This window comes from Cryobacterium sp. MP_M3, assembly GCF_015752155.1.
GTDB lineage: Bacteria > Actinomycetota > Actinomycetes > Actinomycetales > Microbacteriaceae > Cryobacterium.
In genome coordinates this window covers 1-24,474 of record NZ_JADOVI010000011.1, presented here as the reverse complement: position 1 = coordinate 24,474, position 24,474 = coordinate 1, and the positions used below count along the sequence as shown (strand labels likewise).

Genomic DNA, 24,474 nt, shown 5'->3' with positions numbered 1-24,474 from the left:
GCTTTCTGGGGTGGCCGGCGCCGGGGCGCACACGGGAAGGGGCCTACGCGGCCGGGGAAGGAACGGGAAGGAGAACGTCGGTGACGGACTTCTTGAGCGGCACCGCGGTGTCGGTCGCCAGCGCGGCGGGGATCGACTGGCCCTTGTGCAGGGCGTTGCGCACAGCCATGAAGTCGAGCGGGCTGTTGACGCAGTCGGCGGCGATCAAGATGCCGTCCCGATAGTAGAGAAGGGAGAACTTCTCCGAGTCCGGGTCACCGCGGAGCACGACCTGGTCGTGCCCGCCGGAGAGGCCGGCGATCTGCAGTTTCAGGTCGGCCTGGTCCGACCAGAACCAGGGCACCGTCTTGTGCTCGGCAACCTGGCCGAGCAGGGTGGCCGCGGCCACCTTGGCCTGCTCGACGGCGTTCTGCACGCTCTCCAGCCGCAGCCGGCCCTGGCCGAAGTCCGCGATCGACGGGTTCGGCATGTTCGCACAGTCGCCGGCCGCCACGGTGAGCCCGTCGGAGGCGAGCGCGTGGGTGTCGACGACGATGCCGTTGTCGACCTCGAGGCCGAGCTGCCCGGCGAGTTCGGTGCGCGGGATCACGCCGACGCCGATCAGCACGACCTCGGCCGGCACGACGGTTCCGTCGCCGAGTTCGACCCCGGTGACCCGGTCGTGCTCCCCGGTGAAGCGCACGACCTTCGCGTTCAGCACCACCCGGGTGCCGCGCCGCCGGTGCGCCTGGAGGTAGAACTCGCTGGTCTGCTCGCAGACGGCCCGGCCGATCAGCCGTGGGGCGGCCTCGAGCACGGTCACGTTCTTGCCTGCCGCGCGGGCGCCGGCGGCGACCTCCAGCCCGATGAACCCGCCACCGACCACGACGACGTTCGTCGCCTGGTGCAGCTGCTGCTCGAGCACCGTCGCCTCGGTGGCGGTGCGGAGGTAGGTGACGCCCTCCAGCTCTGAACCCTCGAAGGGGATCGTGCGCGGCACGGCGCCCGTGGCCAGGGCGAGTCGGGCGAACGGGAAGATGCGCCCTGACTCGGCCACAGCCACGCCGCCCCTCTCGTCCCGGGTGATCGTGACGATCCGCTCCCGGGTGACGAGCTCGATGTCGTGCTCCCGGTAGAAGTCGTGCGTGCGGAAGGCCAGGGAGTCGGCGGTGGCCTCGCCCTTGAGGAAGGCCTTCGACAGCGGGGGCCGCTGGTAGGGAGCGTGCGGTTCCTCGCCGACCAGCGTGATGGGTCCGGTGTCGCCGAGCTCACGCAGGGTGGAGGCGATCTGCACGCCCGCCTGGCAGTTGCCGACGATGAGGGTGCCCGTGCGGGGCTGCGCTGGAGTGGACATGTCGCTCAGACCTGGGTCTCGGGGGTCTGCACGTGCACGGCCACGTCATCCGTCAGTTTCAGCTGGCAGGACAGCCGGGAGTTCTCTTCCCGGTCGACGGCCGTGCCGTCGAGCATGTCGTCCTCGAGGTCGGCCCGCGGCGGGAACACTCCCGCACTGTCGGAGCAGACGAAGACGTGGCAGGTGGCGCAGGACAGGCTGCCGCCGCACTCGGCGACGATGCCGGGGACGCCGTTGCGCACCGCGGTCTCCATGACGGAGTCGCCCGCGAATCCGTTGACGATGGTCTCGCTGCCGTCGTAGGCGACGTAGGTTACGGTTGGCATTGCTCGGGTCTCCTTGTTCGTTCTCGTTAGATGAACTGCCGGCCGCCGTCGACCACGAGGGTCTGGCCGGTGATGTAGTTACTGCCGGGGCCGGCCAGGAAGAGCGCCGCTCCGACGATGTCTTCGGGCTCGCTGGCTCGTTTGAGGGCGCCGCGGTCCACTCCGTACTGCTCGGCCCCGTCGATCAGCCCATAGCTGGCCTCGGTGAGGGTGAAGCCCGGTGCGATCGCGTTGACCGTGATGTTCCGGTCGCCGAGCTCTTTGGCGAGCACCCGGGTGAGTGCGATCACCCCGCCCTTCGACGCCACGTAGTGCGCCCACTGGGCCGAGCCGCTCATCACGGTGGCCGAGGAGAGGTTGATCACCTTGCCGCCGTCGGGCAGGTAGGGCGAGCAGGCGCGGGTGACCAGCCACGGACCCTTCAGGTTGACGGCCATCACCCGGTCCCATTCGTCGGGGTCGAGCTCGGTGAACGGGGCCCGCGTGACGGTGGCGTAGATCGCGGCGTTGTTGATGACCACGTCGATCTTCCCGTCGCCGCAGTGTTCGCCGCCGGGTTTCGACAGGCTCGACCACCGTGCGGCTTCCTCGGCCATCGCGGTTGCCGAGTCGAGGGCGGTGACGTCGACGCCGACGGCCAGGGCCGTGCCGCCGACGGCCTCGATCAGCGACACCGTCTCCCGGCAGCCGTCGAGGTTGACGTCAGCGACGACCACCCGGTCGCCCTGGGCCGCGAAGCCCAGGGCGAAGGCACGGCCCAGACCGCCGGCGGCGCCGGTGATCAGCACCGTTCTGGGGGAGGTCGGGGCCGTGCGCGGCTCAGGCATGGCTGCTTTCCAGTGCGGTGTCGAGCTGGATGGCGGCGGCCGGCGCCAGGCTGAGGTCGTGATCGTGGTCTTCCACGATCGTGACCGTGCCGTTGTTGCCGTCGACCCGCAGCCACTGCCCGGTCGTGATCTGGGAGGAGGCGGTGCCGGTACCGGTGACGGCGGGCATCCCGTATTCCCGGCAGACGATGGCCGCGTGGCTCATCATGCCGCCGATGTCCGTGACGGTGGCACGGATCTTGCCGAAGATCGGCCCCCAGGACGGCGCGGTGACCGGTGCGACGAGGATGTCGCCGTCCTGCACCTCGGAGAGCTGGTCGGAGCTGCTGATCACCCGGGCGGGTCCCTCGGCGACGCCGCTGGAGGCGGCCATTCCGCGGAATTCGCCTTCCGGAGCATCCGAGTCGCCCAGCCAGTTCCGGATCTGGTCGCTCGTGATGCCCCAGAGCATGAGGGTGAAGGGCTCGGTGATCACGGCGGGCGGCGTGTTGAGGGCCGGCTGCGGGCGCTCCTTCGACAGCGCGTCGACGATGACCGTGCGGCGGGCGACCTCGGCCGGCCAGTAGTCGGGGCCGATGGCGGGGGCGCCGACGCCCCAGCCGGTGACGTAGTCGAACAGCGCCTCGCGCACCTCGTCACGGCGCAGGTAGAACATGCCGTTCTCCTCCGGCCAGAAGCCCTGGCCCTGCAGCATCTTCGAGAGCTGCCTGGCCTTGCGCCAGAACACGCCCATGGTCCAGTGCTCGATGTAGAAGTTGTGGTTCTCGACGTAAGGGTAGACCTGGCGGGCCAGTCCGAGCTTGCCCTGGAAGGCGGCAAGCTGCTCGGGGCTGAGCAGCTCCGAGTACTCTTCGGTGATCCGGTCGCGCTCGGCGACGAGCTCCTCGACCGGGCGGTCGATGTTGTGGCCGGTCCGCACCCGCACGATGTAGTCCTTGATGTACCCGAGCGGCAGCTCGAGGTGGTCCATCCAGTACTTGTCGTGCGCGTAGAAGCCGTTGCCGACCGTGAAGTTGAACCACGGGTCCTTGGCTTCGTCCCAGGCTGCCAGCCAGGTGTCGCCGCCGGTCGCAGCCGCGATACCGGCGAGCGTCGCGTCGGGGTTCTCGGTGTCGCCGAAGTGGTCGGCGAGGCCGAGTTCGACGGCGAGCTTGGCGAGCTTCTTGAGCTCGTCGTCCGGACGGAAGAGTTCCATGTCCACGCCCTGCACCATCTTCGCGACAGCCTGGTCGGGGATGCCGGGGAAGACCTCCTTGCAGAAGGTGAAGAAGTCGAGGTAGGCGACATAGCCGAGGTTGAGGAACTCGAAGTGGTACTGCCACGCCCGGTAGGTGAGCGCGATCAGCTTGTCGAAGTTGCCGAGCAGCTCGTTGTTGGGGCCGGTGCCCTTGCCGCTGAGCACGTCCTCGACCGGGACCGCGTCGGGCAACGCCTCGAAGGAGAGCTCGCCCAGTTCGTCGATGGTGCCGCGGATCTTGCCCTGCCACTGTTCGAGCAGGGTGTCCCAGTTCTGGAAGTAGTGGCCGGCCCGTTCCATGAACTGCGGGACGCGGGCGGCGATCTCCGCCTCCGGCACGCCGACCGGGGACATGAACACGTAGCCGTTGTGGATGCGGAACTCGATGCCGTTGGCCGGCGGGATCAGCAGGTGGCGGGAGTTGTACTGGCCGAGGCAGGAGACCGCGAATTCGAAGCCGATGGTCTCGAACGGCTTCGTCACCGTGGGCCAGTGCTGGCTGTCGCAGAACCAGAACTTGGCTTCCTCGACCTCACGCCGGTTGTCCTGGAAGACCAGGTTGTAGGCGTAGAGATCCTTCCACCCCTCGGCGGCGGCGGAGGGCGTCTGGTCGTAGGGGCTGGGAAATGACTTCTCTGTCATGGGTCAACCGTTCTGTGGTGGGGGAAGGTGCGGGTGAAGTGAAGTGAAGTGAAGTGAAGTGAAGTGGATGCCGGCCGGTTCCGAACGGGCCGGCTGCCCGCCGGGTCAGGCCTTGCCGGCCTGGCTCATCAGGGACTTGGTGATGCTCTCGATGCCGAACCCGGCAGAGGTGACCGGGATGGAGCCCGTTGCCGTCGACGAGAACACGGTCTCGGGGCGGGACTGCAGCAGCAGCAGGTTCTCCCCGTCCGGCAGGTCGCGGTCCAGCGCCCACTCGATGTCCTGCGGGCACTTGAAGTGCTTCTCGGCCTTCTTGGCGATCGTGGCGATGGCGGTGATCTCGGTGTCACTGATGCAGAGCCGGCTGCGCCGCTCCTCGGAGACCTCGAGTTCGACGAGCGACTTGCTCTCGAGGTCGGGCACCAGCTCGGCGTGCTTGTCGCCGATCGTGTGCTTGACGACCATCAGCATGACCTTGTCGACCGTGATGTTGTCGGGGGTGACCTGGCCGGAGACCACGAGTTCGCCGAGGCCGTACGCCGCCTCCATCACGATCTTCGACCGGTCGCCGTTGTGGGGGTCCATCGTGATCGCGACCCCGGCGACCCGGGCGTTCACCATCTTCTGCACCGCGACAGCCATCGAGAGTCCCTCATTGGGGATGTTGTTCTTCAGCCGGTAGATGATGGCGCGGGAGGTGTAGAGCGACGCCCAGCAGGCCCGGATGTGCTCGGTGACGTCCTTGACGCCGGTCAGCCACAGGTAGGTGTCCTGCTGGCCGGCGAAGCTGGCATCCGGCAGGTCCTCGGCCGTGGCGGAGGAGCGCACTGCCACCGGGACCGGGGAGGCGAACCTGGCCTGGAGCGCGTTGTAGGCGTCGATCGTGATGGCGTGCAGTTCGGCGGGCACCGGGCGGGAGGTGATCTCCGACCGGAGCTGGGCCGAGACGCGGTCGACCTCGGCGATGTCGTTCGGGTCGAGGCCGGCCAGCAGCGCGTGGATGTCGGCCTCGATGCCGGCCTCGCGGATGAAGGCGTCGTAGGCGGCGGTGGTGATGGCGAACCCGGGAGGCACCGGCATTCCCGCGGCCGTCAGGGCGACGAGGGACGCGCACTTGCCGCCGAGGAGCTCGTGCCGGGGGGCGGCGTCGTCGTCGAAGAATTGGATGAAGGGTGCGTGGGTCATGACGGGACCTCCCAGGTGACGGGCACCGACGTCGGCGCCCTGAACGACAGGTTTTCGCCGAAGGTGATTGCCTCCGGGTTGACGATGCGCAGGTTCGGGACCGCCTTGAGGGTTTCCTCGAGCACGATCTTGTCCTGCATCTTGGCGAGCATGTTGCCGAGGCAGTAGTGGATGCCGAAGCCGAATGACAGGTGGGTGCGGGCGTTCTCCCGGCTCAGGTCGAACACCTCCGGCTCCTCGAAGACACCGGGGTCGCGGTTGGCCGCGCCCATCAAGAGCAGGATGTCCGCGCCCTTCGGAATCGGTGTGCCGGCGATCTCGGTGTCCTTCAGCGCCTTGCGGCGCCAGCCGACGATCGACGGGCTGTACCGCAGGGTCTCGTCGATCGCGGCCGGGATGCGGCTGGGGTCGGCGACGAGCGCCTGCCACTGGTCGGGGTGGCTGAGCAGCACCCGGATGGTGTTGGAGATCAGCGTGGTGGTGGTCTCGTGGCCGGCGAAGAGCAAGCTGTAGCAGACCGACGCGATCTCATGGTCGGAGATCTCGGCGCCGGCATCCTGCGCCTTGACCAGGTCGGCGACGAGGTTGTCGCCGCCGTTGGCGTGGGCTTCGGAGACCAGGCGCAGGCATTCGTTCCAGTAATCGACCAGGTTGTGCGCGTGCGGGATCTGCTCCTCGTCGCTGAGGTCGCCCCAGGTCATCGCGGCACGGGAGTCCGACCACTTCTTGTAGGTGGGCACCATCTCCGGGCCGACGCCGAGCAGGCCGAGGATGGTGATGGTGGGGATGTCGACCGCGACGTCGGTGAGGAAGTCGCCGGTCGCATCCGGGTGGGCCAGCATCTGCCGCAGCAGCCGGGTGGTGTTCTCGCGGATCGTCGGCTCCAGCGCCTTGTACCGACGCGGGGTGAACTCCTTCTGCACGATCGTGCGCATGCGGGTGTGCTCCGGCGGGATGCGCGCGGACAGCCCGGAGTAGGCGGTGAAACCGCCGTCGTTCATGATCGTGACGGCCGCGGCGCTCCTCTTCCGCACCGGGGCCTGCGCGTTCTCACTGCTGAAGGTCTGCCAGTCGTCGAAGACGGCCTTGACGTCGTCGTAACGGCTGACGACGTAGTAGCCGATCCGCTCGTCGAACATAACCGGCTGGTCGGCACGGAGTTCGGCGTAGGCCGGGAACGGGTCGTTCATGTTGAACGGTTCGTAGCCGTGGTGGTCGGCCGGGGCCACGCTGGACATCGAGCGGTGGTCGACCGGGCACTGGCCTGCCGATGCAGCCGGCACGACCGTGGCGGATGCCGCTTCGGCGGGGGCCGTTGACGAATCTGTCTGAGCGTTCACGTGATGCTCCTTGGTCTGGTCCACAACATCGTGGAACTGCGTCCATCTAATGCCGCCGATCCTGAGAAGCCCTCGGACCGTCCCACTGGATGGAATTGAATCAGGGTTGCGGTTGCGTGCGCGCCCGCGCGGCCGGTCGGAGCGCCGACGGAGGGAGGTGGGCGATCCCGTCCTGGATCCGCTGCGCGGTGCCGAGCAGTATCGGCAGGTTGCGCTCGAGCTGGTGAGCCCGGGTGATCGGCAGCACGATCCCCAGGCCGCCGAAGATGTGGCCGTCGGCCTGGAACACGGGGACCGCCAGGGAGCACGAGCCCAGCCGCACCTCCTCGGAGGCCAGCGCGAACCCCTGGCCGCGGATCTTCTCGAGTTCGCGGCGGAGCTGGTCGGGGTCGGTCTTGGTGAAGGCCGTGCGCTTGACCAGCGTGCCGGCGAGAACGGCGTCGCGCACCCAGCCGTCCTCGAAGGCGAGGATGGCCCGACCGACGGCGGTGGCGTGCATGGGGAGCCGCCCGCCCACCCTGGACGCCTGCGGCACCCTCCGGGTGCCGTAGACCCGGTCGATGTAGAGCACGTCGGCGCCGTCCCGGATGGCGAAGTGGGCGGTCTCCTGGGTGAGGCCGAAGAGGTCCTGCAGGAACGGCCGCACCACGTCGCGCAGCTGCCTCCCGGCGTGCTGGCCCAGCTCCCAGAGCCGGAGGCCGATCTGGTAGCGGCCCCGGGCATCCCGCTGCACCGCACCCCACGCCTCGAGCTCGCCGAGCAGCCGGTGAGCCGTGCTCTGCGGCAGCCCGCTCTCGGCTGCGATCTCCGAGAGCGACCTTGCCGAGGGGCTGAGCTCGAAGACGGCGAGGATGCTCAGCACGCGCCCGGTGACCGACTGCCCCGGAGCCGATGTCCGACCTGCCACGATGCCCCTTTGACTGCCCTCGGTGGTTCCCCACACATCGGAGCGTCGATGGAACCACGCGGGTTCACATCGGCGCTGATCAGGACAATTCTATCTCGTCAACCGAGGCGACCGCCTGTTCCAGGGCGGCGAGGGAGAGAGCGACGTCGCCGGCATCCGTTGACCAGTTGCTCACCGAGATGCGCAGCACGACCCGGCCGTGCCAGCGCGACCCGGACATCCAGGCGACCCCGCCGGCGAGCAGCGCCGCGGTGACCCGGCGGGTGCGTTCGTCGTCGCCGAAGCTGACGCTGACCTGCGTGAACACCACGTCGTTCAGCACCTCGGCGCCCGGGATGCGGGCGATCCCCGTGGCGAGCTCGGCCGCCCGGTCGACCAGCCGCTCCACGAGGGCGACGGTGCCGGCCCGGCCGAGCGACCGGAGCGCGGCCCACACGGTGACGCCGCGGGCGCGACGCGAGAGTTCGGGCACCTTGTCGAACGGGTCGCCCGGGCCGGAGCTGTCGGTGATGAGATAGCTGGTGTGCACGCCGAAGGCCGCCCGCACGACGTCGGGCCTGGCCACGATCGCCATCCCGCAGTCATAGGGCACGTTCAGCGTCTTGTGCCCATCGGTCGCCCAGGAGTCGGCCAGGTCGAGGCCGGCCAGGGCCTCCCGGTAGCGCGGGCTGGCCGCCGCCCAGAGGCCGAAGGCGCCGTCGACGTGCACCCAGGCCCCGCGCTCGTGTGCCACGGCGATCGCCTCCTGCATCGGGTCGAAGGCGCCGGAGTGCAGGTTGCCGGCCTGCAGGCAGACGATGGCCGGGCCGGCCGGGTCTGCGCCGGCGTCCATGGCGGCGGCCAGGGCGTCCGGCCGGATGCGGCCCTGGCCGTCGGCGTCGACGAGGATGGGCGCGCCGAGGCCGAGGTAGCGCAGCACCAGGTCGATGACGTCGTGCCGCTCCGCGCCAGCGAACACCCGGATGCGCGGCGCCCCGAAGAGACCGAGCCCGGCGAGGTCCCAGCCGGCCCGGTCGAGCACGGCCTGCCGGCCCGCGGCGACGCCGACGAAGTTGGCGGTGGTCCCGCCCGTGGTGAAGCCCACGTCGGCACCCGGCGGCAGGTGCAGCAGGTCGAGCAGCCACCCGGCGGCGGCCTCCTCCGCCGCGGCGACGGCGGGGCTGGCGAACCGCATGCCCGCGTTCTGGTCCCAGGCGCTGACCAGCCAGTCGGCCGCGAGGGCCGCCGGGAGCGTTCCCCCGATCACCCAACCGAAGAAGCGGCCGGAGGGCATCGCCATCAGGCCGGGTTCGGCCAGGCGCGCGAGTTCATCGATCACCTCGGCCGGATCGGTGGGCTGCTCCGGCAGCGGCGCGGCGAATCCGGCACGCAAGTCGTCGGCATTCATGGACGGGCCCACCGGGCGGGACGGAACGGACGCGAGCCACTCCATGGTGTGCGCTCGCGCCCGTTGCAGTGCCTCATCGAAGGCGTCCGGCTGGGCCGACATGGCGCCAGTGTAGCCCGCCTCGGATCGACCGGGTCGGGTAGTTTTGACAGGACGGCCTCGACGGGCCGACGACCCCGACCGAGGATTCCCCCGTGACCCAGCCCGCCCAGCCGACCGGAACGAACACCCCCAGCACGGCCAGGCGCGGCCTTCTCGCCTGGCGCAACGCCGTGTTCGTCATCTTCTTCACCAGCGGGCTCACCCTGGCCACCTGGATGTCGCGGATCCCGGCCGTGCGCGACGGACTGCGGCTGAGCACGGCCGAGGTCGGCATCCTCATCTTCGGCCTCTCCGCCGGATCGGTGCTCGGCCTGGTCGCCGCCGTCTGGCTTTTCGGCCGGTTCGGCGCGCGACGGGCCATGCTGCTCAGCGTCTCGCTCTCCGTCGTCGGGCTGATCCTCGTCGGTGGCGGCGCCAGCCTGCTCACATCGGCCCCCTTCGTGTTCTTCGGCCTGGCCCTCGTCGGGTTCGGGATCGGTTCGCTCGACGTCATGATGAACGTCGAGGGTGCCGCGGCGGAGCGTGAAATCGGCAAGACCCTGATGCCGCTGATGCACGCCTGCTTCAGCCTCGGCACCGTGGTGGGCGCCCTCATCGGCGCCGGCGCCTCCCTGATCGCACTGCCCGTGCACTGGCACCTCCTCGGGATGGCGATCCTGGTGCTGGCCACGATGCTCATCGCCGTGCGCTACATCCCCCTGGTCGACCTGCCCGTCGCGTCTGCCGCCGGCACGGCCGACGGGCCGACGAGCCGTCGAGAGCGGCTGCGGGCAAGCCTCACCGTCTGGGCAGACCCGAAGATCCTGCTGATCGGCACGATCGTGCTCGGGATGACCTTCGCCGAGGGTTCGGCGAACGACTGGCTGGCCCTGGCCTCCGTCGACGGCCACGGTCTCACCAACACCGAGGGCGCGATCGTCTTCGGGGTGTTCGTCGCCGCGATGACCGTGGGCCGCGTGATCGGCGGACCCGTGATCGACCGTTTCGGGCGCGTGCCGGTGCTCCGCGCCTGCGCGGTGCTCGGTGTGCTCGGCCTGCTGCTGTTCATCCTGGCGCCGATCCACATTCTGCTCTACTGCGGCACCGTGCTCTGGGGCCTGGGTGCCTCGCTGGGCTTCCCGGTGGGCATGTCGGCGGCCGCCGACGACACCAGGAACGCCGCCGCGCGGGTCAGCGCGGTCGCCATGATCGGCTACTTCGCGTTCCTGGTCGGCCCCCCGGTACTCGGCCTGCTCGGCCAGGCCTGGGGCATCCTCAACGCCCTCTTCCTGATCCTCGCGCTCATGGTGCTCGCCGGCCTTGCGGCGCCGGCCGCGCGCGAAACCCGCCACGTCTCCGGTTAAGCTCGAACGGTGCGCCTCGTAATAGCCCAATGCTCCGTCGACTACGCCGGAAGGCTCAACGCGCACCTGCCGCTGGCCACCCGGCTCCTGATGATCAAGTCCGACGGAAGCGTGCTCGTGCACTCCGACGGCGGCTCCTACAAGCCGTTGAACTGGATGAGCCCGCCGTGCAGCCTGGCCGAATCCGAGCCCGACGCCGATCAGGCGGATGCCGGCGTCACCGCACTCTGGACGGTCACCCACGCCAAGACCGCCGACCAGCTCATCGTCAGCATCTACGAGGTGCTGCACGACTCCGCCCACGAGCTGGGAATCGACCCCGGTCTGATCAAGGACGGCGTCGAGGCTCACCTGCAGAAGCTGCTGGCCGAGCACATCCACCTGCTCGGCGACGGGCACACGCTCGTGCGCCGCGAATACATGACGGCCATCGGCCCGGTCGACATCCTGGCCAGGGATGCCGCGGGCGGCTCGGTCGCGGTCGAGCTCAAGCGCCGCGGGGACATCGACGGGGTCGAGCAGCTCACCCGGTACCTCGAACTGATGAACCGGGATCCGCACCTGGCGCCCGTGGTCGGGGTGTTCGCGGCTCAGATCATCAAGCCGCAGGCGCGCATGCTCGCCGAGGACCGCGGCATCCGCTGCCTGGTGCTCGACTATGACGCCATGCGCGGCCTCGACGACACCCAGTCCAAGCTTTTCTAGGCCGCGGCGAGGCGCCGACCGTCGCGTCCGACACACTGCGCAAGAGGCTGGCGGCAACGGCGAAACAGGAATAAACTCTCGTTTTCGTTTTCCCGTGCAGGATTTCGCGGCCATGCCGCCTAGGATGGGCGAGTGAATCCGACACTGACGCGCACCTGGAGCGCCATCCTCTTTGACCTCGACGGAACGATCACCGACTCCGCCCCGGCCATCACCAACTCCCTCGCCCGCACTTTCGCCCTCCTCGGCCGCCCGGTTCCGCCGGCCTCCGAACTCCTCGCCTACGTCGGTCCGCCCCTGCTCGCGGCCTTCCGCGAATACGCCGGGATGACGCCGGATGAGGCCGTCGAGGCCCTCGCTGTCTACCGGGCCGACTACCAGGGCGAGCACATGCTCGACACCGCCGTGTACCCTGGCGTCGGCGGCCTTCTCGAGCGCATCCACGAGGCCAGGATCCCGATGGCCCTGGCCACGAGCAAGCCGGAGCACAGCGCCATCACGATCCTCGAGCACTTCGACCTGGCCAAGTACTTCACGGTCATGGTCGGCGCGTCCGACACGGAGACCCGGAGCTCCAAGGCCGACATCGTCGAAGAGGCGCTGACCCGCCTCGGCGCCGCCGGTGCAAACCTCGCGGCGCCGGTCATGGTCGGCGACCGCAGCTACGACGCCGAGGGTGCCGCCGCCCACGGCGTTCCCACCATCCTCGTCGAGTGGGGCTACGGCTCCCCGGCCGAGGCCGCGGCCGCGACCGCGACGGTCTACTCGGTCGACCAGCTCGCCAAGCTCCTGCTCGGCTGACCCACCCCGCATCCACCACGCACGAGGCGCCTTCCCACCCGGAGGCGCCTCGCGCTTTTTCGTGATCCGCCACACCCTCTCCGGATGGAGCGTGAGGCGGTGGGCCGCGCCTCCAGCCCCTTTCGGGGGGTGTCGCCCTGCCCGTCTGCGCCGATAGGCTCGGTCCAGTCCTCCAAAAGGGGGACCTTCTCCCGTCGGCCCCTGCGTCATGGGTCTCACCTGATCGACAGCGCGCCCCTCGACGGAAACTCCCGCACCCGCACCGCGCCCCACAGGAATGGAACCACAAGTGAGCAATACCCACCTGCCTCCAAAGTTGAGCAATACCCACCGCGCTCGGGTCGTTGCCGCCGGCCTCGGCGTGAGCGCCCTGACCCTGGTGAGCCTCGGCCTCGGGGCCGGCCCGGCGTCCGCGGACAGCACGGACATCCCGACCTCTTCGGTCACCTGGACTGGCGTCGATGACACGACAGGCAGCATCCGTGATGCCTACCAGCACGACTTCGCGAGCAATGTCGACGGCTGGACCGATGATGCCTTCGACGGCTACGGCAACTTCACGCTGAGCGACCCCGTGAACGAGGAGTCCTGGAACTTCGTGGCCAACCCGGGCGAGAGCACCAGTGACATCGTCGCCGGTGGCACGTCCACCCTCACCATGCACGGCACCACCGACTGGGCCGTCGACAACTACGACGTCGTGCTGACGCTCACCCTTGAAGGCAACTACGCCCGCTGGTCTTATGCGATCTCCGGCCCCCAAGTGGCGACGCTGGTGTCGGAATTCGACGGCAATCTCGGCTCAGACGATGCCTCGACCTTCCTGACGAGCGACACGACCGTCGTGTCGGACGACACCGGCTCCGGCGACCCGGTCCTCGGCTACAGCGTGGCCACGGACGGCACGTTCGACGGCTGGACGACCGTCGAGGGAGACGACCAGCCGAGCGCGCAGGCGACCGGCGCAAGCGTGTTCGCCGTGACCCTGGTCGCCACGGACTGGAACGCCTGCGGCTTCGACGAGGCGAAGGCCTTCGTCGAGTCGATCGTGGCCGACCTGCCCGGCAACTTCGGGGAGTCGTACCAGACCAGCGGCTCGTGCATCGTCTTCGCCCCCGTCTCCCTCCAGCAGGGGGTCCCCGTCAACCAGGTGCTCTCCTACACCGTCGACCAGCTCCTCACCGACGACCTCTACTTCAGTGACAACGTGGTGACCGCAGAGTTAACGGACCTGCCGACGGGCCTCAGCTACACCTCGGTGCGACAGGATGACGGTTCCATCGTGATCACCCTGACGGGCACGCCGACCGCGAGCGGCACCTTCACGCCGACGGCCGTCTTCTTCATTCCGACGCCGGCGGGCAACCCCACAGACCGTCTGGCGCCGACATCACAGCCCGGCTCGCGCCCGGTCTATTCCACCGTCTCGCTGTCGATCGCGGCCATTCCGGTTCCGGCCGTCATCACCCCCGCGGCCGCCACGGCCACGCCACTGCTCGCAGCGACCGGCTTCGACGGCGGCCTCCTGGGCGGCCTCGCCGCCCTGGCCAGTGTCGTCGGCGCCGCCGTGGTCATGATCCAGGCCCGCCGCAGGCGCGTCTAGGAGCCCCGGAGCAACCATAGGTGCTGATGGGCCCCGACCAAGGTCGGGGCCCATCAGCACATTTCGCTTCGGCGGCTTCAGACCACCGATCCGCTCCCCCCGGGCTTAGATGATCGCCGCGCGCAGCGCCTGGGCAGCGGCCGCCGGGTCCTCAGCCCCGTAGATCGCACCGCCGGCGACGACGACGGATGCGCCGGCCCGCTGCACGGAGGCGATCGTGGCGACGCTCACTCCGCCGGCCAGCGAGAACGGCACTCGGGCCGTCTCCCCCTGGTTGAGCAGGGTCGCCAGGGAGAACCCGGGCTCGGCCTGCTCATCGAGGCCGGCGTGCATCTCGACGAACGCGGCGCCGAGCTCCGTGACCTCACGGGCTCGGGTCACCTTGTCGGCCACCCCGATCAGGTCGACGACCACTCCCTTGCCGTGCTTGCGCGCCGCGGCAACGGCCCCGGCGATGGTGCTGTCGCCGGCTGCGCCGAGCACGGTCACGAGGTCGGCGCCGGCCGTGAACGCCAGGCCTGCTTCGAGGTCTCCGGCGTCCATGGTCTTGAGGTCGGCGAAGACCGTCTTGTCCGGGTGGGCCGCCTTGATGGCGGTCACTGCGTGCAGGCCTTCAGCCTTGATCAGCGGGGTGCCGAGTTCGATGATGTCCACATGGGGCGCGACCTGCGCGGCCAGCGCGAGGGCGGCATCCGTGGTGAGTACGTCCATGGCTACTTGAAGCTTCATGTTGTTCTTCTTTCTGGTTCGAATGGATAACTGGATTCGTCGGGTAGTCGGGAAGTCGCGGTGGTCTCGGTTGTCGCGACAGGGCAGGGCTATTCGAGGTTGGCGTGGCGCGGCCACAATTCCTCGGCCGTGGCGCCGGATGCCTTCCACAGGCTGTGGAAGATGGCGTCGCCGATGACCACGACGCTCTGCTCGAACAGCCCGCCGGAGTACTGGGCCGAGAAACGCCCGTCGTGGTCCTGCTTACGGGCGGCAGGCACCACGACCGTCACCTCGGCCAGGCCGGCGAGCGCCGAGCCGGGATCGGTGGTGATCGCCACGATCCCGGCTCCGGCTGCGACGGCGGTCTCCGCCGCACGCACGATCGCGCCCGTGCTGCCCGAGCCGCTCGCCGCCAGCAGAACATCGCCGGGACCGATCGCCGGCGACGTCGTCTCCCCCACCACGTGCACCCGGAGTCCCAGGTGCATGAGGCGCATCCCGGTCATCTTCAGGGCGAGGCCCGACCGGCCGACCCCGAAGACGAAGACGCTGCGGGCGGCCAGCAGCCGCGCGCCGGCCGAGTCGAGGGATGTCGCGGCGTCCTCCTGCAGCCGCCGACTGACGGCGGCGTTCTCGGCGGCGATGAGTTCGAGGGCCGGCAGGACCGAGACGGCGGGTTTGAGAGGCGGGGCTGTGCTGCGGGAAGGCATACTTCATCGTGCGCCGTCCCGGTCGGGCGCGCGGCCCACCGAACGGACGGCAGCCCTACCCGTTCGGATAGGTTTGCCGTGGATCCGGCGGCTCGAACGCGGGAATGGATAGGCTGGTTTCGTGAATCCACTTCTGCAACCCCATTCGATCGAGTTGCTCAGGCGCATCGACCTGGTGCTCTCGAGCCCACTGCTCGGCGTGGCGGCGAGCCTCTCCGAACTCGTGCGCCCGCTCCTCGCCCACAGCGCACTGGTGATCTTCACCGAAGACTGCACCGGGCGGCCGCAGAAGAAGGCCGGAGACCACGACATCACCGACCGGGTCTCGATCGCGGAGCTGGACGCGCTCCGCGCTTCGATGCCGGAGGCCTCCACTCCTCTGTGGCTGGTCGATGCGACGATCGGTTCCGGGACCCGCCCGGTGGCGGCCTGGCTAGCCGCGACCGGCGCGTTGCTCGTGCTCACCGACCCCGAGCCGGGGCCGGAGTCCGAGTCGACCAAGGCATCCGGCCGACCTGGCCCCGCCGCTGACAGCGGGCCCGGAAACGGGCCGGCCCGGACCATCGCCGTAATCGGGCAGTTGTGGGAGCTCGTGGCCGCCGGCATCCGTCGCCAGGTGACCGCGGCGCCGCCCGCCTACCTCTTCGACTCGCGGGCCGCATCCGCCGAACGGGCCAGGGTGATCGCCGATCTCACCGATGCGCACGCGACCACCCTGGAGTCGCTCCTCGCGGTCCTTCGAGCCCGCGATGCCAACGCGGAAGCGGCGCGCCAGAATGCGATCGATGTGACCGCGAAGGCCATGGTGCGGCTGCGGGCGGTCTCGGACCGAGACCGGTCCCTGTCGGAGGAACCGGTCGCGCAGGCCTTCGAACGGCTGCGTGACGACCTGCGGCCGCTCGTGCGCTTCGGCGACCTGGACGTGCAGTTCATCGAGCCTCCGCTCAACGGCCGGGCGCTCCCCGGCGAGGTCGCCCACGCCGGGCGGGCCATCGTGCGCGGCGCCGTGCTCGCCCTGATCGACCAGGAGGGGGTCGGCCGGGTGCGGGTGCAGTGGGACTGCGACGGCAGCAACCTGCTCATCCGGGTGCGCGACGACGGGCCAGGCGACCTCACCACCGACGTTCCGAGCGTGAGCCGGCTGGCCGGCCGGGTCGCCGCGCTCAGCGGCAGCCTCGAGGTGGAGGCCACCGCCGGGTGGGGTTCCGAGATGGTGGTGACCCTGCCGCTGGACGCACCGGTCGCTGCGCTGGCGCCGGCAGCCGAATGGGGCCTCAGCCCCCGCGAGCAGGGCGTCTTGGAATTGGTCGCCTCCGGGGCGCGCAACCGTGCGATCGCCGAGGCGCTGCAGATCAGTGAGAACACCGTCAAGTTCCACGTGGCCAACCTGTTGCGCAAGGTCGGCGCGTCCACGCGGGCGGAGCTCGCCTCGCTCGCCCGCTGACCGCATCCGCTCTGCCCTCGTCGGCACCGAACCGTGCGAAAATTGCCACGCCGGAAGCCGGATCGATCGAAGGGACCTCGCAATGGACGCGAACGAGTGGGACGACCGCTACCGGCAGGCACGCGAGGGCCAGGATGCGAGGCTCTGGTCGGCCCTGCCGGCGCAGCTCGTGCAGGACACCGTGACGCCCTGGCGACCGGGGCGCGCGCTCGACCTCGCCACCGGCGACGGCCGCAACGCGATCTGGCTGGCCGGCCGGGGCTGGAACGTCACCGCGCTCGACTTCTCCGCCGAGGCAATCGCGCAGGCCGGGGAACACGCGGGGGCCGCCGGCGTCGACGTGAAGTGGCTGGTGGCGGATGCCACGACCTGGCAACCCGAGGAACGCTTCGACCTGGTCACGGTGATGTACCTGCACCTGCCGGAGGCGCTGTTCCGCACCCTGCTGGCCAGGGCGCTCGGCTGGCTCTCGCCCGGTGGGCACCTGCTTGTGCTCGGCCATGACCGGGCCAACATCGGCGCCGGCGGTCCGGGCCCTGGCAACCCCGACATTCTCTACACGCCCGAGCTGTTGTCCTCGATCGTGGGGCCAGAGCGGGTCCTGCGGTGCGAGACCGTCAGCCGCGACCTCGCCACCGACCCTGAGTCACCGGCGGACACGGGCGGAGTCGCCCTCGACACCATCCTCGTCGCCACGGCCTGAGGCCTCGCAATAATTACCCCATGGGGTATATTGAGAAGCACAGAACAAGGGAGCACATGATGTCCATTCTTCAGTTCCTCGGGTCGACTGCGGGCCGTTGGACGCGGATCATCGCAGGCCTCATCCTCGTGGTCGTAGCCGTCGTGCTCGGCGGCTGGGCGTGGATTCTGGCCGTGCTCGGTGCCGTCTTCATCGCCGCCGGCGGATTCGATTTCTGCCTGCTCGCGCCGGTCTTTGGCAAGCCGCTGCAGGGACCCGCCTTCCGGAAGACCTTCACATCCTGATCCCGGACCAGTCCGCGACCGCATCGACGCCCGGTGAGCTGTCGACCACGCCGCCGGACCACAGCCCGCTGCAGCGCTCGGTGGTGCGGGTGCTCGTAGTCGGCCAGGTCCTCGGCGGCATCGGCATGGGTGCCACGCTCTCGCTGGGCGCTCTGCTGGCCGCCCAGCTTTCCGGCTCCAGCGCCTGGTCCGGCATGGCGGCCACCATGAGCACGCTCGGCGCGGCCCTGGTCGCCGTGCCGCTGTCCCGGCTCGCGCAGGCCCGCGGGCGTCGCCGCTCCCTGGCGGCCGGGTCGCTCATCGCCGGGTCGGGGGCGGTTCTGGCCATCACCTCGGTCGCCGTCGGCGCATTCCCACTGCTGCTCCTGGCCCTCATGCTCCTCGGGGCGGGATCGGCCACCAACCTCCAGGCCCGGTTCGCCGCCACCGACCTGGCCAGCGTGCGGTTCCGCGCCCGCGACCTCTCCCTCGTCGTGTGGTCCACGACCGTCGGGGCGGTCCTCGGCCCGAACCTCTTCGGCCCCGGCGAGACGGTCGGCGCGACTCTGGGCCTGCCTCCGTTGACCGGGGCCTTCGCCTTCTCCTTGCTGGCCACGATCGGCGCCGCAGTCGTCTACTCAGTGGGCCTCCGGCCAGACCCGCTGCTCACGGCCCTGGCCGCACGCCCGAGCAACCCCGCCGGCGAGCGCCGGATCGGCGGGCTGGCCATCATCCGGTCGAACCCGCCGGCTCGTTTCGCCGTGGGAGTGATCGCCCTCAGCCATGCCACCATGGTCGCCCTCATGTCGATGGCTCCCCTGCACCTGCGGGACCACGGCGCCACGCTCACCCTGGTCGGACTCACGATCAGCCTGCACGTGGCGGGAATGTACGCCCTCTCCCCCGTTTTCGGCGCCCTCGCCGACCGGCTCGGACGGATGCCGGTGATCCTCACCGGCCAGGCGCTGCTGCTTGCCGCGCTGACCCTGTTCTGGCTGAACGGCGACTCCCCCGTTGCGATGACTGCGGGGCTCATCCTGCTCGGGCTCGGCTGGTCGGCATCCGTCGTCGCCGGCTCTGCGCTGATCGCCGAGGCCGTCGGAGTGCACGATCGCGCCCCCCTGCAGGGCTTCTCCGACCTCTCGATGAACGCGGCCGGAGCGCTTGGCGGCGCCGTGGCCGGCCCGATCCTCTCGGCAGCCGGCTACTCGGGGCTGGGCCTGGTGACCATGCTCCTTGTCGCCGTCATCGTCGCCTGGTCCTCACTGCGGCTCGCGGCGGCGAAACGCGCCGGATAGCCGCACACCTTGGTGCAGTTGGCGCACCTGAACGCGAATCCTCGACGGGCGGGGTATTCGCGACACGCAGTGCAGTGAAGTCGCCACTGACCTGTCGCGGCGCGGATGTGTGCGTTCAGGGTCCCGCTTACGGACGGCCTACGGGAGAGGGGTGCACAAGTCGACCTTGATCCCGTCACGCTCCACGCTCGTCGGTGATCAGAGGATGACGCGGAGGGCCGTGCAGCGAATGCGTCAGCTACAAGCCGACGCGGTCACATTCGCCAGCGGTCGGGCGTTGACGGGTAGTTCTCGGGACGGTATTGCCAGCGGCCGTTTTCCACGTACCAATAGCCGATTTCAACGGCGAGTATCCAGCCTTCGATCGACTCGGTGAGGGTGAACTTTGGGAAGGCGTCCAATGGCGATGTCGGATCTTGGATGAGCACCGGGCAGTCCCCGAGTCCCGGGTCTGTGACATCGATTTCCGTCGACGTTTGCCCGCCTTTCAAGGTCACCCATCTAGTGGCTGCGGTCGGTTCCCGATCCGCGCCCCAAATGTCAGCAGCATCTCCGTCCCGGCGGATCCGAAGAGTAGTGGCTGCCCGATCGATCGCTGCTGTCAGTTGCGGAAACAGATCCCCGAAGCCGGAGTTGGCTATTCTGTCTGTGCCGTCATGCCAGCCCCACAGCGCGCGGACATCGGCTGGTAGTGGGAGCTGGTACTTGCGTTCGATCTCGTCGAGCCCAGCCTGGTTCAACCCGGGGCGGAATCCCTGAATGCTTCCAGCGCCGAGTGACAGTGCCAGCGCTGACCATCGGTCCAACGCATCGACGACAGATTCAGCCGACAAGGGCTGCCATTTGTCCGTAGCTGAACCCCAGTGTGGGGAGCAACGGCGATGTTGATGGAATCAGAACCGACGGGAGGGCGGACATGGGCTCATGCTGTCACACGTCGGCAGGGTCGCACTGTCGATGAGGCTGCGAGCGTCGCGTATTTGGCTGTCCGTGGGCGAGCCAGCAGCCGAGGTTGCACGGAATCTCGGAATGTCCGGAGCGACCTTCTATCGCCGGGCGCGCGCCCTGGGCCTCCTGCCGGAATTAGGAAGCCTCTGACGCTCGATAGCGCCAAATAGCGGTCACAGAACGCCGCCACGAAGCGCTATCAGTCACACCCGAAAAACCCATGAATTTTAGTTTCGTGATGGAAGCCCCGGACGCAGCTCACCGGGATCCACACCTGCGGAACACAGATCCGGAGCTCAACATGTAGGCGCCCGGCTCAGTGCTCGCTTTCCAACGCCGCGAGAAGGTCAGTGCACCGGGGAAAAAGGTTTGCGAACAGGGTGCCGCTGGTGAGGAAGAACTGCGCGACGCCGATGCGGGCGCGACGCGTCTCGGCGTACAGCGGGGTGCGGGGTGCGGGGAAGGGAAGTCGTTGCCATAGCGTCACGAGTGTACCCACAAATATGTACATACGTACATAGCGGGTAGTAAACTGGATGGCATGGATTACTTCGCTGGCGACGACCGCACCAACAGGGAGCGAATGCTCGCCGGAGATCTCTACATCGCCGATGATCCGGAGAGCGGGCGCATCGCGCAGCGTGCCGTGCAGCTGGCCGATGCTTACCACCGTGCCGCGGTCGAGGATGAGGGCGCGGCACGCCCGCTGCTGAAGGAGCTGATCGGATACCTCGGCGATGGCGCGTTCGTTAAACCGCCGTTGTTCGTCGACTACGGCGAGAACATCCGTATCGGTGCGCGCACGTTCGTCAATTACAACCTCACCGCGCTGGATGTCGCGGCGATCACCATCGGTGAGGACTGCCAGATCGGCCCCAACGTGCAGCTGCTGACGCCGACGCATCCGGTCGCCGCACAGCCGCGCCTGGATCGTCTGGAGGCGGCGAAGCCGATCACGATCGGCGACAATGTGTGGCTGGGCGGCGGGGTGATCGTCTGCCCGGGCGTGAGCATCGGCGACAACAGCGTCATCGGCGCCGGCGCCGTCGTCACCCGCGACATCCCCGCAGGCATGGTCGCGGTGGGCAATCCCGCCCGCGTCATCCGGTCGATCGACGAATGAGCCTCCTTTCGGAGGGGGCTGCCCCTCGGGCACCGCGACGGCTCGACCCCCAGCGACGCGACCGGATCATCGACGCCTGTTTACAGGTGATCGGCGAGGTCGGCGTGGCCGGCACCTCGCACCGCCGGATCGCCACTGTCGCGGACGTTTCACTCGGGTCGATGACCTACCACTTCGAGGGGATGGACGATCTTCTCCGCCTCTCGTTCGCCCGCTTCGCTGACACTGTCGCCGACACTTTCTATACGCGTCTCAGCGCCGCTGCCGACGTCGCGGCCGCACGGCAGGTGGTCGTCGACTTGATCATGCACGATGTGCTCGGCACCGACCGAGAACTCGTCCTCACCCACGAGCTCTACACCCTCGCGGCACGCCGTCCGGAGTACCGCAGCATCACCGAGAGCTGGATGTCCCGCAGCCGGGCAGCACTGGAGCAGCATTTCGACCCGGACACCGCCCGCATCCTTGACGCACTAGTCGAAGGCCTCAGCATCCACCGTGCACTCGACGACAAGCCAATGAGCGAAGAACTCGCCGCCGACGCCGTCCAACGGGTCGCTCCCCTCTAGCCAAACGGACCAATCGCCGGCACCTCCACCCACAACTTCCCGTATCCCACCCGCCCCCTTCGAAAGGCAACCATGACCCGCTCCATTCCCTGGACCCGAGGAACGTGGACGAACGAACCCGCCAACGTCACCACCGACGACGCCGGCCTCCATGTCACCGCCCGCGAAGGAAGCGACGCCTGGCGGACCACGTCCTACGGCTTCGTCCACGCCTCAGAACACGCGCTGCTGGCCACCCTGGAGCCCGAGTCCGCCGTCGAGGTGCAGTTCCGTCTCGACTTCACCGACCAGTTCGACCAGGCGGGAATCTTCGTCAAGGTCAACGACGAACTGTGGATCAAAGCCGGCGTCGAGCTCAGCGACGGCGAAGAAAGCCTCGGAGCTGTCGTGACGCAGGGAACCTCGGACTGGTCCCTCTCTCCCGTACCCGGTTGGGCCGGACGACTGGTCACTATCCGTGCCAGCCGGTCGGGCAATGCGCTCACTGTGCGGGCACGCGTCGCCGACGAACCATGGCGGCTCGTCCGCGTCGCGCCGCTCGATGCGGACGCCGCGGTCAGCGCGGGACCGTTCTGCTGTGCGCCGTCCCGCGCCGGGCTCACCGTCAACTTCACATTCTGGCGCATCACCCCGGCCGACGCCGGCCTCCATCCGGACGCCTGAGCGTGCAGATCACAAGGGAGGGCGCAGTATGAACAACCACGAACGGATGCTCGCCGGGCGGGTCTACGACCCCAACGAGGCCGAGATCAGGCACCCGAAAATGTCGACCATCTGAAGAAGGGCCAGATCTCTTCGCGCCGTCGATGAGACGGTCTGGGCAGAATCTGTCAGGTTGGAATGTAAGATTTCGCGCATTGACCGGTCACACCGCATGCACAGCTCATTCACGCCACCACGGACCGTGGCCCTGTGCCCATGAGGGTTCCTATTCGGCTCCGATTCGCTGGCGCTGGAACCAGCCGAGGAACGCCCCCTATGGGTGCCACGTGATGTGGGATGCTGGGCAAAATGGATGTCATTACTGAACGTTTAGTTCTTCACGCGCTTTCTTCCAGTGAGGCTGAGCGAATTATTAGCCGGGCGCCCAACGAGGATGACCTGTGGCACGAGGATTATCCGCTCGAAGACGAGCTTGATCCGTTGCGGAGTCTCGCGGATTCACTCGACGCCCACCCTGTCTTCACCCTCTACATGATTCAAATGGCCGAGGACCGGCGCGCAATCGGCGGGATCGGCTTCTTCGGTGCGCCGGGTGCAGACGGAGTGGTCAAACTGGGCTACGGACTCGTCGAACCCATGCGAGGACTAGGCCTGGCGACGGAAGCATTACTGGCCGCGATCACAATTGCCGCGACGCACGGCGCGCTGCGAGTCAAAGCAGACACCGCGGTCGACAACATCGCCTCCCAGCGCGTACTCGCCAAAGCAGGGTTCCTCGAAACTTCCCGGTCAAGTCAGGACATCTACTACGCGCTCGAGCTCTACCTAGCCACTCTTTTGAATTGAGGAACAGCGCGATGACATTGCGTATCCGCGACGCTGCCACTGAGGACATCGACTTTCTCGCGGCGATGCTGCTCGAAGCGTTCAACTGGCGCGAAGACCGGCAACCTGCGACTCTGCAAGCGATCATGAATAGCCCCGACATCTGGCACTACGTCTCCGATTGGAAACGAAGCTCAGATTTCGGTTTCGTTGCCTACGAGGCAGAGGACAAGCCGGTCGGTGCGGCTTGGGCGAGGTTCATGACCGCCGAGGATCCCGGATATGGATTCGTTGATGAGGGCATCCCCGAACTAGGCATGGGCGTCGTGAGCACTCATCGAGGCCAGGGCATAGGCCGCGTCCTACTGAAGCGGACCATACGGGCCTCAGTCGATCGTGGCCTCCAGGGGTTGAGCTTGAGCGTTGAAGACGACAATGAACGAGCCCGTGCTCTTTACGTGAGCAACGGCTTCGTTGTCGCGGGACGGGTCGGCAATTCGGACACGATGCTTCTAAGGTTTTGACCCGCTGAAGGTTCCCCAACAGGGACCAGACGAGAGCGCCAAGGCACTCCCCCGATTCACGCAAACCGGGTTCCAGGAGACGTCCCCTTTTGCGGGCATGGCCGATAATGGCGAAGTGGACCTCACTCTTCGTGAACTGACGCAGGCAGACGCCGAGGCGCTTGCCGGATGGCAAACCGACGCGCTCTTCTGTGCACACGCGGGCTGGCAAGCGAGGGGATCCCAACAGCAGGCGGTGGGATGGTGGCGTGATCAGATTTCTCATCCTGACCCGCACCTCATCCGATTGCTCGCCCTCGATGCCCAGTACCCGGTTGGCTACGTAGACCTGCATGGGAGTGGTCAAGTGGAACGTGAGCTTGGCTATGTGGTTGGCCCGTCCACATCGTGGGGTCGTGGTCTGGGGACAGCTGCTGCGCGTGCCGGAGTTTCATTCGGTTTCGATGGCCTTGGGCTCAGCCGAATTTGGGCCGAGGCGGTCGAAGCAAACACCGCTTCAGTCAAAGTGCTTCGCCGTCTCGGCATGCGAGAGATTGGACTTGGGAGCAAAGAAGACTTCTTGGGGCACACCTCGCACTACGTTCAGTTCGAAATATTGGCCACGGAGTGGCGGCAGTCCGTCAGCCTCGCCGCCCGCTGAGGGTTCCGCTTACGGCGGCCTTTTCCGCCAGCGAAGTAGCTGATCGGGACTGTCAATCTACATTTGGGGACTCCGAACGTAGCGCTACGCTTGACCTAATTCCCTGCGCCGCAGGCTGGAATCAACACAATCTACTGGGGGGAAACCTCATCGACATCGCAATCGTCATTGGCGTCGCCATCGCTATAGGCGCTGGAGTCTTTTTCGGTCCGCTCGCTGCTGTTGTACGTCTCCCGGGGTGACGACGTGGGCGTCTTCCTCAGTGACGATGGGTTTTAGCGCGCCTGGATTTGGCGCCTGGTGGTCGGCGGCGTC

26 protein-coding genes are annotated in these 24,474 nt (G+C 68.1%); 14 read left to right on the top strand and 12 right to left on the bottom strand.

What is annotated here, in order from left to right:
• Window positions 1-43: 43 nt before the first annotated feature.
• The 8 genes from IWX89_RS13030 to IWX89_RS12995 form a co-directional block, all read right to left on the bottom strand.
• Window positions 44-1,333, bottom strand: a complete 1,290-nt coding sequence (locus IWX89_RS13030) for an NAD(P)/FAD-dependent oxidoreductase (protein WP_196903982.1) — start codon at window positions 1,331-1,333, stop codon at window positions 44-46.
• A 5-nt stretch (window positions 1,334-1,338) separates the two neighbouring features.
• A complete protein-coding gene (locus IWX89_RS13025; protein WP_196903981.1) occupies window positions 1,339-1,659 on the bottom strand; it encodes a 2Fe-2S iron-sulfur cluster-binding protein in 321 nt (106 codons plus the stop codon).
• A gap of 26 nt (window positions 1,660-1,685) precedes the next feature.
• Window positions 1,686-2,486, bottom strand: a complete 801-nt coding sequence (locus IWX89_RS13020) for an SDR family NAD(P)-dependent oxidoreductase (RefSeq protein WP_196903980.1) — start codon at window positions 2,484-2,486, stop codon at window positions 1,686-1,688.
• Window positions 2,479-4,365, bottom strand: coding sequence for a PEP-utilizing enzyme (locus IWX89_RS13015; RefSeq protein ID WP_196903979.1), 1,887 nt, complete (start codon window positions 4,363-4,365; stop codon window positions 2,479-2,481). The genes IWX89_RS13020 and IWX89_RS13015 overlap by 8 nt, the downstream gene beginning before the upstream one ends.
• A gap of 105 nt (window positions 4,366-4,470) precedes the next feature.
• On the bottom strand, window positions 4,471-5,550 hold the full coding sequence (locus tag IWX89_RS13010) for a PEP/pyruvate-binding domain-containing protein (protein ID WP_196903978.1): 1,080 nt from the start codon (window positions 5,548-5,550) through the stop codon (window positions 4,471-4,473).
• Complete coding sequence (locus IWX89_RS13005; protein WP_307836557.1) at window positions 5,547-6,890, bottom strand: cytochrome P450; 1,344 nt, start codon at window positions 6,888-6,890, stop codon at window positions 5,547-5,549. Before IWX89_RS13005 ends, IWX89_RS13010 begins: the two co-directional genes overlap by 4 nt.
• Before the next feature lie 100 nt (window positions 6,891-6,990).
• Entirely contained in the window at window positions 6,991-7,797 is an 807-nt protein-coding gene (locus IWX89_RS13000; protein WP_196903977.1) for an IclR family transcriptional regulator, read from the bottom strand.
• 79 nt (window positions 7,798-7,876) lie between these two features.
• Window positions 7,877-9,286: a pyridoxal-dependent decarboxylase gene (locus IWX89_RS12995; RefSeq protein ID WP_196903976.1), complete on the bottom strand. Its 1,410-nt coding sequence runs from the start codon at window positions 9,284-9,286 to the stop codon at window positions 7,877-7,879.
• 92 nt (window positions 9,287-9,378) lie between these two features.
• Between IWX89_RS12995 and IWX89_RS12990 the strand changes: the two genes are divergently transcribed.
• The 4 genes from IWX89_RS12990 to IWX89_RS12975 all read left to right on the top strand — a co-directional run bounded on the left by IWX89_RS12990 (window position 9,379) and on the right by IWX89_RS12975 (window position 13,738).
• Complete coding sequence (locus IWX89_RS12990; RefSeq protein ID WP_196903975.1) at window positions 9,379-10,629, top strand: MFS transporter; 1,251 nt, start codon at window positions 9,379-9,381, stop codon at window positions 10,627-10,629.
• A 9-nt stretch (window positions 10,630-10,638) separates the two neighbouring features.
• Window positions 10,639-11,334 (top strand): endonuclease NucS, encoded by a 696-nt coding sequence (nucS, locus tag IWX89_RS12985; protein ID WP_196903974.1) that lies wholly within the window; start codon window positions 10,639-10,641, stop codon window positions 11,332-11,334.
• 132 nt (window positions 11,335-11,466) lie between these two features.
• Window positions 11,467-12,135 carry an HAD hydrolase-like protein gene (locus tag IWX89_RS12980; protein WP_307836556.1) on the top strand — a complete coding sequence of 223 codons (669 nt, stop codon included), beginning with the start codon at window positions 11,467-11,469 and terminating at the stop codon, window positions 12,133-12,135.
• 289 nt (window positions 12,136-12,424) lie between these two features.
• A complete protein-coding gene (locus IWX89_RS12975) occupies window positions 12,425-13,738 on the top strand; it encodes a hypothetical protein (protein ID WP_196903973.1) in 1,314 nt (437 codons plus the stop codon).
• A gap of 105 nt (window positions 13,739-13,843) precedes the next feature.
• Here the strand turns inward: IWX89_RS12975 and hxlA are convergent, their stop codons facing one another.
• Entirely contained in the window at window positions 13,844-14,467 is a 624-nt protein-coding gene (hxlA, locus tag IWX89_RS12970; RefSeq protein ID WP_196903972.1) for a 3-hexulose-6-phosphate synthase, read from the bottom strand.
• A gap of 89 nt (window positions 14,468-14,556) precedes the next feature.
• On the bottom strand, window positions 14,557-15,159 hold the full coding sequence (gene hxlB, locus IWX89_RS12965; RefSeq protein WP_196903971.1) for a 6-phospho-3-hexuloisomerase: 603 nt from the start codon (window positions 15,157-15,159) through the stop codon (window positions 14,557-14,559).
• 121 nt (window positions 15,160-15,280) lie between these two features.
• Between hxlB and IWX89_RS12960 the strand changes: the two genes are divergently transcribed.
• The 4 genes from IWX89_RS12960 to IWX89_RS12945 all read left to right on the top strand — a co-directional run bounded on the left by IWX89_RS12960 (window position 15,281) and on the right by IWX89_RS12945 (window position 18,867).
• The gene (locus IWX89_RS12960; RefSeq protein WP_307836555.1) at window positions 15,281-16,603 is read left to right on the top strand and encodes a LuxR C-terminal-related transcriptional regulator; all 1,323 of its coding nucleotides are present in this window, start codon (window positions 15,281-15,283) and stop codon (window positions 16,601-16,603) included.
• Between the two features lie 82 nt (window positions 16,604-16,685).
• Window positions 16,686-17,306: a bifunctional 2-polyprenyl-6-hydroxyphenol methylase/3-demethylubiquinol 3-O-methyltransferase UbiG gene (locus IWX89_RS12955; RefSeq protein WP_196903970.1), complete on the top strand. Its 621-nt coding sequence runs from the start codon at window positions 16,686-16,688 to the stop codon at window positions 17,304-17,306.
• A gap of 59 nt (window positions 17,307-17,365) precedes the next feature.
• Entirely contained in the window at window positions 17,366-17,590 is a 225-nt protein-coding gene (locus IWX89_RS12950) for a YgaP-like transmembrane domain (protein WP_196903969.1), read from the top strand.
• An 83-nt stretch (window positions 17,591-17,673) separates the two neighbouring features.
• Window positions 17,674-18,867 (top strand): MFS transporter, encoded by a 1,194-nt coding sequence (locus IWX89_RS12945; RefSeq protein ID WP_374220516.1) that lies wholly within the window; start codon window positions 17,674-17,676, stop codon window positions 18,865-18,867.
• A 254-nt stretch (window positions 18,868-19,121) separates the two neighbouring features.
• On the opposite strand, the gene IWX89_RS12940 is transcribed toward IWX89_RS12945, so the two are convergent.
• Both IWX89_RS12940 and IWX89_RS12935 read right to left on the bottom strand, forming a co-directional pair.
• The gene (locus IWX89_RS12940; protein ID WP_196903968.1) at window positions 19,122-19,700 is read right to left on the bottom strand and encodes a hypothetical protein; all 579 of its coding nucleotides are present in this window, start codon (window positions 19,698-19,700) and stop codon (window positions 19,122-19,124) included.
• 431 nt (window positions 19,701-20,131) lie between these two features.
• Complete coding sequence (locus IWX89_RS12935) at window positions 20,132-20,314, bottom strand: hypothetical protein (protein WP_196903967.1); 183 nt, start codon at window positions 20,312-20,314, stop codon at window positions 20,132-20,134.
• Between the two features lie 84 nt (window positions 20,315-20,398).
• Here IWX89_RS12935 and IWX89_RS12930 point away from each other — a divergent pair, with 84 nt between their 5' ends.
• The 6 genes from IWX89_RS12930 to IWX89_RS12905 all read left to right on the top strand — a co-directional run bounded on the left by IWX89_RS12930 (window position 20,399) and on the right by IWX89_RS12905 (window position 24,159).
• The gene (locus IWX89_RS12930) at window positions 20,399-20,938 is read left to right on the top strand and encodes a sugar O-acetyltransferase (protein ID WP_304505289.1); all 540 of its coding nucleotides are present in this window, start codon (window positions 20,399-20,401) and stop codon (window positions 20,936-20,938) included.
• A complete protein-coding gene (locus IWX89_RS12925) occupies window positions 20,935-21,507 on the top strand; it encodes a TetR/AcrR family transcriptional regulator (protein WP_196903965.1) in 573 nt (190 codons plus the stop codon). The genes IWX89_RS12930 and IWX89_RS12925 overlap by 4 nt, the downstream gene beginning before the upstream one ends.
• A 72-nt stretch (window positions 21,508-21,579) precedes the next feature.
• Window positions 21,580-22,170, top strand: coding sequence for a DUF1349 domain-containing protein (locus tag IWX89_RS12920; protein ID WP_196903964.1), 591 nt, complete (start codon window positions 21,580-21,582; stop codon window positions 22,168-22,170).
• Window positions 22,171-22,518: 348 nt separating this feature from the next.
• The gene (locus IWX89_RS12915) at window positions 22,519-23,016 is read left to right on the top strand and encodes a GNAT family N-acetyltransferase (protein WP_196903963.1); all 498 of its coding nucleotides are present in this window, start codon (window positions 22,519-22,521) and stop codon (window positions 23,014-23,016) included.
• Window positions 23,017-23,027: 11 nt separating this feature from the next.
• On the top strand, window positions 23,028-23,519 hold the full coding sequence (locus tag IWX89_RS12910; RefSeq protein ID WP_196903962.1) for a GNAT family N-acetyltransferase: 492 nt from the start codon (window positions 23,028-23,030) through the stop codon (window positions 23,517-23,519).
• Between the two features lie 115 nt (window positions 23,520-23,634).
• Entirely contained in the window at window positions 23,635-24,159 is a 525-nt protein-coding gene (locus IWX89_RS12905; RefSeq protein WP_196903961.1) for a GNAT family N-acetyltransferase, read from the top strand.
• The last annotated feature ends 315 nt before the right edge of the window (window positions 24,160-24,474 follow it).